This window comes from Nocardia sp. NPDC059154 (genome assembly GCF_042755705.1).
Taxonomy (GTDB): domain Bacteria; phylum Actinomycetota; class Actinomycetes; order Mycobacteriales; family Mycobacteriaceae; genus Nocardia.
This window is the reverse complement of record NZ_JBHZCS010000074.1, coordinates 35,543-50,428: the sequence shown is the minus strand read 5'-3', so window position 1 is coordinate 50,428 and position 14,886 is coordinate 35,543. Positions and strand designations below refer to the sequence as shown.

Genomic DNA, 14,886 nt, shown 5'->3' with positions numbered 1-14,886 from the left:
GGCCACGATCCATATCGCTGTCATCAACCAGTGGCTGCGACACAGTTGAGGGCGAGCCACAGGCCCGCCCTCAACACTTCGAAACAGAACCTAGGCGACACGTTCTCGCACCGATACGCATGCCGCGTCCGGCACCCGGGCGCGGCATGCGCCGTTCCGGCCCGAAGACCCCGGACATCGGTGGTTGGGCCCGGCGGTCGGGTTCGCGTGCACCGCACTGGCTAGGCTGGCGCGCGGTCCATGGACACGAATGCGGAGGCAGGGTTCGGATGAGCGAGCGGGCGAGCGGACGGATGGGGGTGCTGGCGCGGCAGGCCGGTGGGGCTGTCGGCGAGGCGGTGCTCGCCGCGGTGGTGGCGGGCGTGGTGGCTGCGGTCGGGCTCGAGGCGTTCGCGACCGTGCACTGGCCGGCCTTCAACTCCTCCAATGTGACTCGCGCGCTCACCACCGTGGGGCAGGTGGTCGCCCTGGCCGTGCTGGTGGTCGCAGTGGTGCTGCTGCGGTTGCACAGGTGGCTCCGGCTGGCGAAAGTGCTGTCCTGGGCCGGGCTTTCGGCCTTCGTGACCGTGACGCTGGGCATGCCGCTGGCCGCGACGAAGCTGTACCTGTTCGGGATGTCCGTGGACCAGGAGTTCCGGACGCAGTATCTGACGCGGCTGACCGACAGCGCGGCACTGCACGACATGAACTACATCGACCTGCCGCCGTTCTACCCTGCGGGCTGGTTCTGGATCGGGGGCCGGTTCGCCAGTCTGACCGGGATGGCCGGGTGGGAGGCGTTCAAGCCCTTCGCGATCATCGGCCTGGCAGTGGCGGCGGTTGTCGCTCTTGTGCTGTGGTCCAACCTGATCCGGGCGGACTGGGCGGTGGCTGTCGCCGCCGCGACCACCGCGGTGACCCTCGCCTACGGCTCTCCCGAGGCGTACAGCGCGGTGCTCACCTTGCTGCTCGGACCCGCGCTGGTGCTGGCCTGGGGTGCGCTGCACCGGCCCGCCGAGGTCGGCGGCGATGCGGCGGAACCGACCGCGGGCGGGTGGGGAGCGGTGCTGGGTACCGGCCTGTTCCTCGGGCTCGCCGCCAGCTTCTACAGCCTGTATTTCGGTGTCGCGGTATTCGCGGTGTGCCTCATGGCGGTGATCGCCGCGGGACTCTCGATCCGGGCACGGCACACCTGGCGGGCGATCATGCCGATCCTGGTACGGCTCATCGGAATCGGCGCGGTTGCGGGCCTGCTGGCGCTCACCGTGTGGACGCCGTTCCTGCTGAAGTTCCTGTCCGGCAAAGCATCTCTCGGCTCGGGCTCCGCCTTCCACTACCTGCCCGAGACGGGCTCACGGCTGCCGCTGCCGATGACCGAATTCAATCTGCTCGGCGTCTTCTGTCTGGCCGGGACCATCTGGCTGGTGCTGCGGGCGGCGAGTTCGCGTCGTGCGCAGGCGCTCGGCATCGGCGTCGTCGCCATCTATCTGTGGTGTCTGCTGTCCATGGCCGCCACTGCGGCCGGGACCACGCTGCTGTCGTTCCGGCTCGAATCCCCGCTCCTGGCACTGCTGTCGGCCGCCGGCGTGTTCGCCTTCGCCGAGGGCGCGCGGGCGATCTACCAGGCGCTGAACGAGCCCGGGCGGTTCCGGATCGCCGCGGCGGCGGTCGCGGTGGCCGGTGCGATCGGGTTCAGCCAGGGCATTCCGACGGTGCTGGCGGCGGAGATCACCACCGCCTACACCGATACCGACGGCAATGGTTTCCGTGCCGACACGCGGCCGCCGTCGGCGGTATCGAACTACCGCGAGGTCGACGCGACACTGCTGGAGCAGACCGGCCGGCCGCGTGACGCCAGCGTGGTGCTCACCGCGGACACCAGCTTCCTGGCCATCTACCCGTACTACGGATTCCAGGCTCTCACTTCGCATTACGCGAACCCGCTGGCCGACTTCGCGGCGCGCACCGCCGAAATCCAGCGCTGGAGCACGCTGAAGACGCCGCAGGAGCTGACCGACGCGCTGAACCACTGCCGCTGGCGTGCGCCGGATGCCTTCCTGTTCCGGCGTTCGGGCGACGACTACACGCTGCGGCTCTCACAGGACGTGTACCCGAACGACCCGAATGTGAAGCGGTTCACAGTGTCCTTCCCCAAGGCGCTGTTCGACGACGCGCACTATCGGATCACCAATATCGGACCGTTCACCCTGGTTGTGCGTGTCTGAACACCTGTGCGAGACCAGGATCACTTATCCACAGAAACCCTCCGGTTTCTGTGGATAAACACCGGTTTCTGTGGATAACTGCATGACTTGCCGGTGCAATCTCAGTCGAACGCGGTAGCGTGGGCCGCTGATTGCAAGGCACCCAAGAGTTTGCGTTGCAAGGCACCGAGGAGTTTGCGCGTGACACAGGGGTGGGCATCCAGCCCGGGGGACGACGGCGGTTCGGCGGTAGCGGTTCTCGACCACGCCGCCCCGGAAACGGCTCGCCCCAAGCTTTCTCGGCCACAGCGCGTCGCCCGCCGCATCCGGCTGGCCCGCGCCGATCTGATCGTCGCCGCGGCCTATCTGTCGCTGGCGGTGCTGGTGCTGTCGGGTCAGTGGCTGCACACCGATCGCGGCTACCTGATCAAGAGCGGCCAGGATCAGACCATGTGGGAGTGGTTCTTCGCGGTCACCGCCCACAATGTCGCGCATCTGGAGAACCCGCTGGGCTCCCTGCTGCAGAACTATCCCGACGGCGTGAACATGATGGCCAATACCGCCATGTTCGGCGTCGGCGTGCCGCTCACCCCGGTCACCCTGATGTTCGGGCCGACCGTCACCTTCGTGCTGGTGCTCACCGTGGGCCTGTTCGGGACCGCGTTCGCCTGGTACTGGCTGTTCTCGCGGGAACTGGTGGCGTCGAAATTCGCGGCGGCCGTGGGCGGTCTGTTCTGCGGCTTCGCCCCGGCCATGATCTCGCACGCCAACGCACACCCGAATTTCGTGGTGCTGGCGCTGCTTCCGCTGATCGTGCTGCAGCTGATCCGGATGGCCCGGCGCGCGGAGCTCACCCGCGAGGTGCGCAAGGCGCGGCGCAATCGCGACGCCTTCATGCTGGGCCTGCTGGTCGCCCTCCAGATCGCCCTGGGCGAGGAGCCGCTGCTCATCTTCGCGCTGTCCTTCGGCGTCTTCGCACTCGTCTACCACCTGCACACCCCGCGCACCGGGTGGCGCGCGCTGCGCGCCATCACCCCGACGGTGCTGCTGGCCGCGCTGATCACGGTGGCGCTCACCGAGATTCCGCTGTGGTGGCAGTTCTTCGGACCGCAGTCCTACCGGTCCATCGAGCACGGGCCGATGAACAACGATCTCGAGGCGCTGTTCCAGTTCCCGTCCGAGTCGCTGGGCCGGATGTTCTCGCACGGGCAGAACGTGGCCATCAATCCGACCGAGGAGAATTCGTACTTCGGCTGGCCGCTGTGGATCGTGGTCACGGTGGCCGTGGCGCTCATGTGGCGGGAGCGGGCGGTGCGCGCGGCCGCTGCGGTGATCGTGGCGTTCACCGTGCTGTCGCTGGGCGCGACCCTGATGATCGGCCATCACAACACCGGCATCACCCTGCCGTGGAAGCGGCTCGAGGATGTGCCGCTGCTGAATTCGGTGCTGGAGTCGCGCTTCACCATGGCCGCGATTCCGGCCATCGCCCTGATCCTGGCGCTGGCCACCCAGCGCGCCCTGGACTACTGGAAGGTCTCGGCGACCGACTGGCGGCCGCTGGCCCTGTTCGGCGCGCTGGCCTTCGCCCTGCTGCCGCTCACCCCGACCATCCTGCCCGCGGTGCAGCGCCCGCCCACCCCGGACTTCTTCGCGGACGGCACGGTGCGCCAATACGTTTCGCAGGGTTCGGTGGTGGTCGCGCCGCCGCCGACCCCGCCGGACGCCCGCGCGCTGCACTGGCAGGCCGACTCCGGCTTCGAATTCCCGCTCGCGGGAGGCTATTTCGTCGGCCCGACCGGCACCTCCAAGAAGGGCCGCTACGGCCCGGACGACCGGCCCACCGCGAGCCTGCTGATGAAGGCGCAGCGGTCCAACACGATTCCGGTGGTGGACGACGCCACCCGGGCGCAGGCGCTGGCCGATCTGCGCTACTGGCGGGCCGACGTGGTGGTGCTGCCGCCCACCGACAACAGTGACACGCTGCGCCTGACCGTCGACCAGCTGATCGGCTTCCCCGCCCGATACGTCGACGGCGTCTGGCTCTGGGACGTGCGCGACCTGGTGGGTGCGAGCGCTCCGGCGTAGTCAGCCGACGCGGGTGTAGGTGACATAGCCGCTGGTCGAGAGCGCGCGCGTGATCCTGCCATTGCTCAGCAGCAATTCGTGGGTGCTCTGCGGGTTGCAGCCGGAGCCGCCGGAGACGAGGGTGCCGGCGCCGACCGTGATGTCGCCGGTGCCGGGAACGCCCAGCAGGCGATAGTCGAAGACGCAGATCGGCCGATTGTCGCGCAGCACCGTGGAGGTCACCACATCGTCGTTCAGGTTGCCCTGCCGGATGACCAGGCGGTAGTCGTCGGCATTGGTGTCGCTGGTGCCCGCCCATTGACCGATGAAGTCGCCCGGCACCCGACCCGCGAGAGTCGAGGGCGGCACGGCGGCGACCGGGGTCTGCCCGCCGGTGGGCACCGCGGTCGCCATGGTCGGCACCGACGCGGACACCGGTGCGCCACTTGTTCTTCCGTGGCTCTCCAGATCCACCGTCACCAGGATCGCGCCACCCGCGATCACGGTCGCGGCCAGCACCGCCAGCAGCCCGGTGAGCACGCCGCGGCCCACCCCGGACCCGGCCCGCGCCGGTTCCGGGACCCGATGCCGGTGTGGCGCGGCGTCTTCGAACGATCCGGTGCTCGCACCGTAGGCCACGCCGTACGCGGGTGCGCCGGGCTCGGTGTAGTAGCGCCCGGGACCGAGCACGGTCGGATCGGTGCGGGGCGAACGCAGCAGGGCCGGATCGGTGTGCGGCGAACGCAGCACCGTCGGATCCGTGCGGGGCGAACGCAGCGCGGCCGGATCGGTGACGAAGCCGATCGGCGGCGTGGTCAGCACGGTCGGCGGCGCGGTCAGCACGGTAGGTGTGGTCGCCACTCGCCACGCCGCCCAGGCGGCCTCGGCGAAATCCGTACAGCTGGGGAACCTTTCGTCCGGATGCTTGGCCAGCGCACGGTCGAAGACGGCGTCGAAGCCCGCCGACAGATCGGGGCGTACCTGCGTGACGTGCAGGGGCGGCGTGCTGGTGTGCGCGTAGATCAGCCCCGCCAGATCGGTGGCCAGGAACGGCCGGGATCCGGTGAGCAGCACGAAAAGCGTGCAGGCCAGCGAGTATTGATCGGTGCGCGGATCCAGGAAGCGGCCGGACACCTGCTCCGGCGAGGCGAAGGCGAAGGTCGCGGAGATGTCCCCGGTCTTGGTGACGTGGGTGGTCTCGTCACGCAGCCGGGCAATGCCGAAATCGGTCAGCAGGGCCCGTTCCGGACGGCCGTCCTCGGCCGGGGAGAGCATGATGTTCGACGGCTTCACATCCCGGTGCAGCACGCCCTTGCCGTGCGCGTAGTCCAGCGCGGAGGCGATGCCGCCGCCGACGCGCAGCGCCCGCTCGGGGGCCAGGCCCGAAAGACTGTCCGCATCAGGGCCTTCCACGAACTGCATGGCGATCCACAGGCGTCCGTCGTCGAGGCCGCGGTCGTACACCGACACGATGTTCGGATGGTCGAAGCGGGCGGTGATGTCGGCCTCCCGCTCGAAACGCCGCCAGCCCTCGGCGTCGGCGGTCACCTCGTCCCGGTTGAAGACCTTGAGGGCGGCCAGGCGCGGTAGCCGGGGATGCCGCGCGGCATAGACGGTGCCCGAACCCCCGGCCCCGATCCAGCGTTCGATGACGTATCCGGCGATCTCCTCGCCCGGCTTCAGATCGGCCATGGTCGCGCACCTACCTACTTCAGGGGAGCCCTTTCGAGCCAGTCGGTCAGGAGGCTGTTCACCGTGTGCCCGGGCCAGCGCAGCACCATGACGAAGCGCGATCTCGGATCACCGTCGGGAAAGGAGACGGCGGCGAGCGCGCGATGGGCGTCGGTGTCCTGGGTGGCGGCCGGATCCACGCCGGCAGCCGTGGTGACGGTCAATGCACCCGCCACGTCCTCGTGGGTGCGGGTGGTGACGTGGGCGTTGTTGCCGAAGAAGATCGCGGCGACGGAACTGCCCGGCCGGGTGTCGAAGTCGAAGACGTCGAAGTGCACCTGGCCGGTGCCGTCGTCGCCATTGCACAGCACGCGATGCGCGCCCTGGGCCGCCTCGCCCGGACCCGGATCCCGGGGCCGGCAGGATCCGCCCTGCCAGCCCACCGCGGTGCCGGTGGAGGCGAGCTGCCCGACCAGGCTGGGGAAGGCGCGGGCGATGGCGGCGTCGTCGCGGCCCCAGGACGAGACCAGCGTATCCGCACTGCTGTACGTGATCAGCCCGCTCACATCGGTTTTGCGGCTGATCCGCCCGTCGGGCAGCAGGGTGAGGGTGGTGGGACCGTTGGCGCGGCAGGCATTGGCCGGCTCCCGGACCACGATCTCGGAGGTGCCGATGATGAGGCGGTCGCCCTCGTGCGGCACCCGGTCCAGTGGCGCGGAGAATTCACAATGGAACGGTGCACCGTCGGGCAGCACGCCGTCGACGCGATTGGACAGCACCGGATCGCCGATCTTGGCCTGCTGCACGGTCAGCCGGTAGTTGGTCTGCCCCTCGGTGGCCAGCCAGGTGCCCACGAACGTGTCCGGCACCAGGCCCGGCCCGGATCGGGCCGGTGGCGAATCGCCCTGGTGCAGTGCGAAACCCACGCCCGCGGCCGTCACCGCGGCCACCGCCACCGGAACCAGGACGCGCCGGTGTAAGACGCGCTGCCACAGCGGTTTCCGGCCCCAGCTCCGGAGGTGCCGGGGCGGCGGATGCGGCAGCAGACCGGCCGCGGCGGTCACCGCCAGGGCCGGATCGGAGTAGTACGCCTGGGTGGCGGCACAGGCGAAATCCGCGCAGCTGTCGAAGCGGTCCTCCGGATCCTTGGCCAGGGCCCGCTCGAAGACCTCGTCCAGGGCTGCCGGCAGCTCGGGATTCACCTCGCTCGGGCGCAGCGGCCGCTCCCGGGTGTGGGCGTGCACCCAGCCCAGCGGATTGTCGGCACGGAAGGGCCGGCGGTCGGTGAGCAGCACGAAAAGTGTGCAGGCCAGCGAGTATTGGTCCGAGCGCGGGCCCACCGGCAGACCGCTCACCTGCTCCGGTGATGCGAAAGCGAAAGTGGCGGAGATATTTCCGGTATGGGTGTGTTTGGTGGTCTCGTCGCGCAGCCGGGCGATGCCGAAGTCGGTGAGCAGGGCGCGCTCGGGGCGGCCGCTGTCGGGATCGGCGATGAGGATGTTGGAGGGCTTCACATCCCGGTGCAGGACACCCTTGCCGTGCGCGTAATCCAGTGCGGCAGCGATCTCGGCGCCGATGCGCAGGCCCCGATCCGGCGAAACATGGTGCAGTTCAGCGGCATCCACACCGTCGATGTACTGCATGGAGATCCAGAACTGGTTCTCGGCGACGCCGCGGTCGTAGACCTGCACGATATTGGGGTGGTCGAAGTGGGCCGCGATATCGGCCTCGCGCTCGAAACGCCGCCAGACATCGTCGTCCTCGGCGACATCGTCCCGCTTCAAGATCTTGAGGGCCGTCAGCCGGGGTAACCGCGGATGCCGCGCCGCGTAGACGACGCCCGAACCCCCGGCCCCGATTCGCCGCGCGATCACATACCCGGCGATGATTTCGCCAGGTCGCAGCTCGGTCATGCTTCCTCTTCGTCTTCCGGCCCGGCCCCACGCCCAGTTCGGATAACAACCATCCTGACGGACATCCGCCGATTCGGCTACAGGTCAGCCGGTTCGAGGCGGCCGGAACGCCGGGAGATGTGCAGCCGCCGCGCGCGCGATGGATAGAGTCGGTGCTCGTGCACGCAGACTCCCGAGCGTTCCACCGCACCCGCATCGTCGCCCTGGTGTCCGGGTTACTCGGATTCCTGCTGGCGGTGATCACGCCGATCCTGCCGGTGAACCAGGACCGGCCGACACTGCATTGGCCGCAAGGGGATACGGCCGACGTCGCGGCGCCGCTGGTGTCGTACGTGCCGCTGAGCCTGGACGTGAGCCTGCCGTGCCAGGTGCTGCGGGAACTGCCGACCGGCACGCTGTTCTCGACCGTGCCCGCGGCCTCGGGGCAGGCCGAGTCGAAGGGCCTGGTCGTGAAGGTCACCGACGATCCCGGCAAGGGACGCACGGTATCGGTGCTGGTGCGGCTGATTCCGCTGCTCGGTGCGCCGGCGGCGGAGATCCAGGACTGCTCGGCGATCACCGTGCACTCGGACGCCGCCGAGACCCGGGTCGAATTCGCCGGGGTGCACCGCCAGGACGGCACGCCCTTCGCCGGCCGGGTCGGCGGGGACACCCGGCCGCAGGTGGTGGGCCTGTTCACCGATCTGAAGCGGGATCAGCTCGGGAGCGCCTCCGCCACCGTGGATATCGACGCGCGCTTCACCTCCAGCCCGACCTGGCTCAAGCGCATCGCGACGCTCGGGGCGGTGCTGTTCACCCTGCTCGCCCTCTACGCGCTGCACCTGCTGGACACCTCCGACGGCCGTAAGCCGCGCCGATTCCTGCCCGCGCACTGGTGGCGGGTGCGGCTCGCCGACGTCGCGGTGCTGGGCACGCTGGTGGTGTGGCACATCATCGGCGCCAACACCTCCGATGACGGCTACATCCTGAATATGGCTCGGGCCTCGAAGGTTTCGGGCTACATGGCCAACTACTACCGCTGGTTCGGGGTGGCCGAGGCGCCCTTCGGCTGGCCGTACGAGGTGCTGGCCTGGATGACCCGGATCAGCGATTCCAGCCCGTGGATGCGCCTGCCCGCACTGCTGGCCGGCATCGTGTGCTGGCTGGTCATCAGCCGGGAAGTGCTGCCGCGCCTGGGTTCACGGGTGCGACGCGACACCATCGCCATCTGGACCGCGGGACTGGTGTTCCTGGCCGCCTGGATGCCCTACGACAACGGCCTGCGCCCGGAGCCGCTCATCGCCGCGGGCGCGCTGCTGACCTGGTGCTCCATCGAAAGGGCCGTTGCCACCGGGCGTTTGCTGCCCGCCGCCGTGGGCGTGCTGATCGCGGCCTTCTCGCTGGCCGCCGGGCCGACCGGGCTCATCTGCATCGCGGCGCTCATCGCGGGCGCGCGGCCGGTGCTCATGGTCGTCATCAAGCGCGCCAAGGGCCAGGGATCGTGGCTGCTCCGTTACGGCGCGCTGCTGGCGCCCGGCGTGGCCGCCGGAACCCTGGTGCTGGTGGTGGTTTTCGGCGATCAGACCCTCGCCTCGGTCATGGAGGCGACCCGGGTACGCAAACTCATCGGACCCAATGTGGCCTGGTTCGACGAGCGCACCCGCTGGGACGCGCTGCTCATGCTCTCCCCCGACGGCTCGCTGGCCCGCCGCTTCGGCATCCTGGCCATGCTGCTGTGCCTGGGCGTATGCGTGATGGTGATGCTGCGCAAGAACGGCCGCATCCCCGGGACCTCGCGCGGGCCGTCGGCGCGGATCCTGGGCATCATCTTCATGTCGCTGTTCCTGATGATGTTCACGCCCACCAAGTGGACCCACCACTTCGGCGTGTATGCCGGACTGGCCGGATCGGTGGCGGCGCTGGCCGCGGTCGCGGTGGGGCTCAACGGTATTCGCTCGCCGCGCAACCGGACGCTGTTCACCGCCGCGGTGTTCTTCCTGCTGGCCATGACCTTCACCGGGCCCAACGGCTGGTGGTACGTGTCCAGCTACGGCGTGCCATGGTTCGACAAGGCGCCGCTCATCGCCGGCAAGGGCTTCTCCACGCTGTTCCTGGGCCTGGCGGTGCTGTGCCTGCTCATCGCCGCATACAAGCACTTCCGCGAGCCGTACACGCAGCCGAAACCGGCGCGCGGCTTCGACAAGTTCGCCAGCATGCCGCTCACCATCGCGGCGGCCGTGCTGGTGCTGTTCGAGGTGCTGTCGCTGGCCAAGGCGGCCGTCGGCCAGTACCCGGCCTACTCCATCGCGGAGTCGAATCTGCGTTCGCTGCAGGGTGATTCGTGCGCGCTGGCCAACGAGGTGCTGGTGGAGACCGATACCGCCGATTCGCTGCTGCACCCGTGGACCGGATCCGACGCCGACGGCCTGTCCGCCGAGAGCACCGGATTCACGCCCAACGGCGTCGCCTCCGACCTCACCGCGGACGCGGAGGAGACGGTCACCGGCGGGGCCAACTCGGTGAACGAGAAGTCCGGCAACAAGACGTCCAAGACCACCGGCGCGGGCACCGGCGGCGGCAAGAGCGAAGAGACCGGCATCAACGGCAGCTCCGTCGCCCTGCCCTTCGGCCTGGACCCGGCCAAGACCCCGGTCGAGGGCAGTTACTCCGATGGCGAGCAGCAGGTTTCGAAGCTCACCACCCAGTGGTACAACGCGGAGAAGCTGAGCACTCTCCGCAATGATCCCGCCTACAATGTGCTGGTCGTGACGGCCGCGGGGCGCATCCGGTCCTTCAACAAGGACGGTGTGGAGACCTACGGGCAGGACCTGTTCGTCGAGTACGGCACCCGCGACGCCCAGGGCACTGTCACGAACACCGGGCGGATCCGGCCGATCGATATCGGCCCGAGCCCGTCCTGGCGCAACCTGCGCGTCCCGCTGGATCAGATTCCCGCGGGCGCCAATGCGATTCGCCTGGTGCTCAATGACGCCGACATCACCCCGCGCCAGTGGCTGGCCGTCACCCCGCCCCGGCTGCCCCGGCTGCAGACCCTGAATTCCCTTGTCGGCGACAGCGCTCCGGTGCTGGAGGACTGGCACGTCGGCCTCGCCTTCCCGTGCCAGCGCCCCTTCGATCACCACGACGGCGTGGCCGAGGTGCCCGAATGGCGCATTCTGCCGGACCGCGTCGGCCAGGACGCCTCCAATGCCTGGCAGGACGACATCGGCGGCGGCCCGCTGGGCTGGACGGGATTGCTGCTCAAGTCCGAGACCCGGCCGTCGTACCTGAATCACGACTGGAGCCGGGACTGGGGCTCGCTCGAGAAGTTCACCCCCTATGTCCCGGATGCGAACTTCGAGCCGACCCTGGACGTCACCGTCCGGTCCCGCTCCGGCCTGGCCAAGGATTCACCCATCAAGGTCAAGTAGCGACCACCGGAAATGCCCGCTCGAAGCGCTGCGTCGGGCGGGCATTTCCGATGATCTCGAGTATGCGTGCGGCACTGCCGCAGTGAACAGCGCCACTCTCAGCGGGGACAGATACCATCAGCAACCGTGCCAGACGCCTCCGCTGTACTGACAAAGCCGAATCCCCCGGCGACCGCCCCCGCGACGCCGCGCGACTATCGCTTCGCGAAGCTCATAGCGATCGTCGCGGGCGTGCTCGGGGCGCTGTTCGCGCTGGCGACGCCGTTCCTGCCGGTACAGCAGACCCAGGCCGAGGTGAGCTGGCCACAGGGCGGCTCGCTCGATCCGGTGCAGGCGGCACTGATGTCGCAGGTGCCCATAGACGCGAACGCCACCATCCCGTGTTCCGCGGTCCAGCAACTGGATCCGCGCGGCGGCATCCTGCTGGCAACGGCGCCGCCGCAGGGCAAGAGCGCGGACCTGGAGGCCCTGTTCGTCCGCGTCTCCGGCGAGAGCGTGGACGTGCTGGACCGGAATGCCGTGGTGGCCAGCGCCACCCGCGCCGAGATGAGCCAGTGCTCGCAGCTGGTCATCACCTCCGACAGCACCCAGACCTACGCCAGTTTCGAGGGCGTCACCCGCACCGTCGAGAAGCCCACCGCGGACGGCGGACGGGAACTGGTCACCGTGCCCGTGGACGGCCGCCTGCTCGGCGATCTGCGCCCCCAGGTGGTGGGCGTGTTCACCGATATGAAAGGCGGCGTGCCGGCGGGCCTTTCGTTCCACATGACCGTGGACTCCCGGTTCTCCTCCTCGCCGACGGTCATCAAGCTGGTGGCCATCATCGCCGCGGTCCTGCTCACCCTGCTGGCCATGGGCGCGCTGGCGGTGCTGGACACCAGTGACGGCCGCGGGCACCGGCGCATCCTGCCGGCGCACTGGCTGAAGCCGACCTGGGCGGACGGCGGCATCATCGGCACCCTGCTGCTGTGGCACTTCGTGGGCGCCAACACCTCCGACGACGGCTACATCCTGACCATGGTGCGGGCGGCCCCGCACGCGGGCTACCTGGCCAACTACTTCCGCTGGTTCGGCGTGCCCGAGGCGCCGTTCGGCTGGTACTACTACGTCATCCAGGCCTTCGCCGAGGTCTCCACCGCCAGCCCGTGGGTGCGGATTCCCGCGCTGCTCTGCGGAATCCTGTGCTGGCTGGTCATCAGCCGCGAGGTTGTGCCGCGACTGGGCAATGCGGTGGCGAAGTCCCAGGTCGCGCTGTGGACCGGCGGTCTGGTGTTCCTGGCCTTCTGGCTGCCCTACGACAACGGCCTGCGCTCCGAGCCGATCGTGGCCCTGGGCGCGCTGCTGACCTGGGTCTCCATCGAGCGGGCCATCGCCACCTCACGCCTGCTGCCCGCCGCGGTCGCGGTGCTGGTGGCGGCGTTCACGCTGGCGGCGGCGCCGACCGGTCTGATGTGTGTGGCGGCGCTGCTCGCCGGCATCCGGCCGCTGATGCGGATCGTGGTGCGGCGGCGCAAGCAGTTCGGCGATCTGGCCCTGCTCGCCCCCATCGCGGCGGCCGGATTTCTGGTGCTGGTGGCAGTTTTCGCCGATCAGACCTTCGCCGGAATCATGGAGGCGAACCGGGTGCGGCAGGTGACCGGGCCGAATCTGGCCTGGTACGAGGACTACCTGCGCTACTACTACCTGTTCGTCGAGACCGTGGACGGCTCGCTGGCGCGGCGCTTCGCGTTCCTGCTCATGATCCTGTGCCTGATCACCACCATGCTGGTGCTGCTGCGCCGGCGGCAGGTGCCGGGCATCGCGAGCGCGCCGACCTGGCGGCTCATGGGCGTGGTCTTCGGAACCATCTTCTTCATGATGTTCAACCCGACCAAGTGGACCCACCACTTCGGTTCTTACGCGGGCATCGCGGGTTCGCTGGCGGCGGTGACGGCGGTCGCCGTGTCCGCCACCGCACTTCGCTCCCGGAAGAACCGGTCGGTGTTCCTGGCCGGGCTGCTCTTCACCCTCGCCGTCGCCTTCTCCGGCATCAACGGCTACTGGTACGTCTCCAGCTACGGCGTGCCGTGGTTCGACAAGACCGTCTCCCTGCACGGCTTCCAGTCCAACACCCTGATGCTGGTGCTGTTCGGGCTGGCGCTGGCCGTGGTGGCCTGGCAGTCGCTGCGCGAGGGCTACGCCAAGCCGATGGCGAGCGGGAAGACCAAGCGCGGCCGGCGGATCCGCAAGTTCGCCGCCATCCCGCTCACCGTGGTCGCCGCGCTCATGGTGCTGTTCGAGGTGGTGTCGCTGCTCAAGGGCGCGGTGCAGCAGTACCCGGCGTACTCGCTGGCGCGCTCGAACATCGACGCGGTCACCGGCAACACCTGCGGGCTCGCCAATGACGTGCTGGTCGAGGGAAATGTCAACAGCGGCAACCTGACCCCCATCATCGATCCGGCCCACCCGCCGCAGAACGGCGACCCGCTGGCCGGTGAGAGCCCGGTCGGCTTCTCCCCCAACGGCGTCGCCGACAAGCTGGACGCCGACAGCGTCGAGGTGAAGCCGGGCACCGGCAACACCTCCACCCAGACCGTCGGCCCGGCCTTCGAGAAGGGCCAGAACGCGGGCACCGGCGGCGGCAAGGGCGCGCAGGGCGTGAACGGGTCCACCGTGGCGCTGCCCTTCGGCCTGGACCCGGCCACCACCCCGGTCATGGGCAGCTACCAGGACGGCGTGCAGCAGCCGGCCGAGCTCACCTCCAGCTGGTACCAGCTGCCGCCGCGCTCGGACGACTCACCGCTGATCGTGATCTCGGCGGCCGGACGCGTGATGTCGTTCGACGACACCGGCAATATGACCTACGGCCAGGACATCTTCCTGGAGTACGGCCACCACAACCCGGACGGCACCGTCACCTTCCTCGACAAGTACCGCCCGCTCGACGTCGGACCGGCCCCGTCCTGGCGCAACCTGCGCATCCCGCGCTCGGCGCTGCCCGACAATGCCGACGCGGTCCGCATCTACGCCCGCGACCCGATCCTGATCGGCGACCAGTGGCTGGCCTTCACCCCGCCTCGGGTGCCGAAGCTGGTGTCGCTCAACAGCTATCTGGGCTCCACCCAGCCCATCCTGCTGGACTGGGCCGTGGGCCTGCAGTTCCCGTGCCAGCACCAGTTCGATCACCGCAACGGTGTGGTGGACGCGGCGCCCAAGTACCGCATCCTGCCCGACCGGCCGCTGGCCATCAGCTCCACCAATACCTGGCAGGCCGAGGAATTCGGCGGTCCGCTGGGCTGGGCGGAGATGCTGTCGGCCTCCAAGACGGTGCCGACCTATCTGAAGGACAACTACGCCCGCGACTGGGGCTCCCTGGAGCAGTACGAGCCGTTCTATCCGGATCCGTCCGACCCGGCCAAGGCCAAGTTCCCCAAGCCCGCGCAGGTCGACACCCACGTGGTGACCCGCTCCGGGTTCTGGTCACCGGGGAAGATGCGCGTCTTCTGACCCGGGACACGTGATGATCGGTGGCCGCCCACGACCCCCCGGGGGGGAACCGCCCCTTCCTGTCCCCCCGAACCCCCGCTTCTCTCTTTTTCCGTCCCCGTGCTCTCACCCCCCCTCGAAGGGAAAAATCCCCTCCCGAGTGTCCTGTCAACGTGAAGT

6 protein-coding genes are annotated in these 14,886 nt (G+C 69.2%); 4 read left to right on the top strand and 2 right to left on the bottom strand.

Features of this window, described 5'->3' with window-relative positions; translation table 11 throughout:
* The first annotated feature begins 269 nt into the window (after positions 1-269).
* Together ACFXN1_RS41930 and ACFXN1_RS41925 are read left to right on the top strand one after the other, a co-directional pair.
* A complete protein-coding gene (locus tag ACFXN1_RS41930; RefSeq protein WP_379438648.1) occupies positions 270-2,204 on the top strand; it encodes a galactan 5-O-arabinofuranosyltransferase in 1,935 nt (644 codons plus the stop codon).
* Between the two features lie 180 nt (positions 2,205-2,384).
* The gene (locus ACFXN1_RS41925; RefSeq protein ID WP_379438647.1) at positions 2,385-4,268 is read left to right on the top strand and encodes a DUF6541 family protein; all 1,884 of its coding nucleotides are present in this window, start codon (positions 2,385-2,387) and stop codon (positions 4,266-4,268) included.
* Here ACFXN1_RS41925 and ACFXN1_RS41920 read toward each other — a convergent pair whose 3' ends face one another.
* On the bottom strand, positions 4,269-5,939 hold the full coding sequence (locus ACFXN1_RS41920) for a protein kinase (protein ID WP_379438645.1): 1,671 nt from the start codon (positions 5,937-5,939) through the stop codon (positions 4,269-4,271). It abuts the gene before it with no gap.
* A gap of 14 nt (positions 5,940-5,953) precedes the next feature.
* A complete protein-coding gene (locus ACFXN1_RS41915; protein WP_379438644.1) occupies positions 5,954-7,831 on the bottom strand; it encodes a serine/threonine-protein kinase in 1,878 nt (625 codons plus the stop codon).
* Positions 7,832-7,983: 152 nt separating this feature from the next.
* Between ACFXN1_RS41915 and ACFXN1_RS41910 the strand changes: the two genes are divergently transcribed.
* Together ACFXN1_RS41910 and ACFXN1_RS41905 are read left to right on the top strand one after the other, a co-directional pair.
* The gene (locus ACFXN1_RS41910; RefSeq protein ID WP_379438642.1) at positions 7,984-11,241 is read left to right on the top strand and encodes an arabinosyltransferase domain-containing protein; all 3,258 of its coding nucleotides are present in this window, start codon (positions 7,984-7,986) and stop codon (positions 11,239-11,241) included.
* Between the two features lie 126 nt (positions 11,242-11,367).
* A complete protein-coding gene (locus ACFXN1_RS41905) occupies positions 11,368-14,727 on the top strand; it encodes an arabinosyltransferase domain-containing protein (RefSeq protein WP_379438641.1) in 3,360 nt (1,119 codons plus the stop codon).
* The last annotated feature ends 159 nt before the right edge of the window (positions 14,728-14,886 follow it).

Bases quoted from the DNA above. Each gene is read 5' to 3' on its own strand.
- ACFXN1_RS41915 (WP_379438644.1), bottom strand. From the start codon at position 7,831: ATGACCGAGCTGCGACCTGGCGAAATCATCGCCGGGTATGTGATCGCG.
- ACFXN1_RS41930 (WP_379438648.1), top strand. From the start codon at position 270: ATGAGCGAGCGGGCGAGCGGACGGATGGGGGTGCTGGCGCGGCAGGCC.
- ACFXN1_RS41920 (WP_379438645.1), bottom strand. From the start codon at position 5,939: ATGGCCGATCTGAAGCCGGGCGAGGAGATCGCCGGATACGTCATCGAA.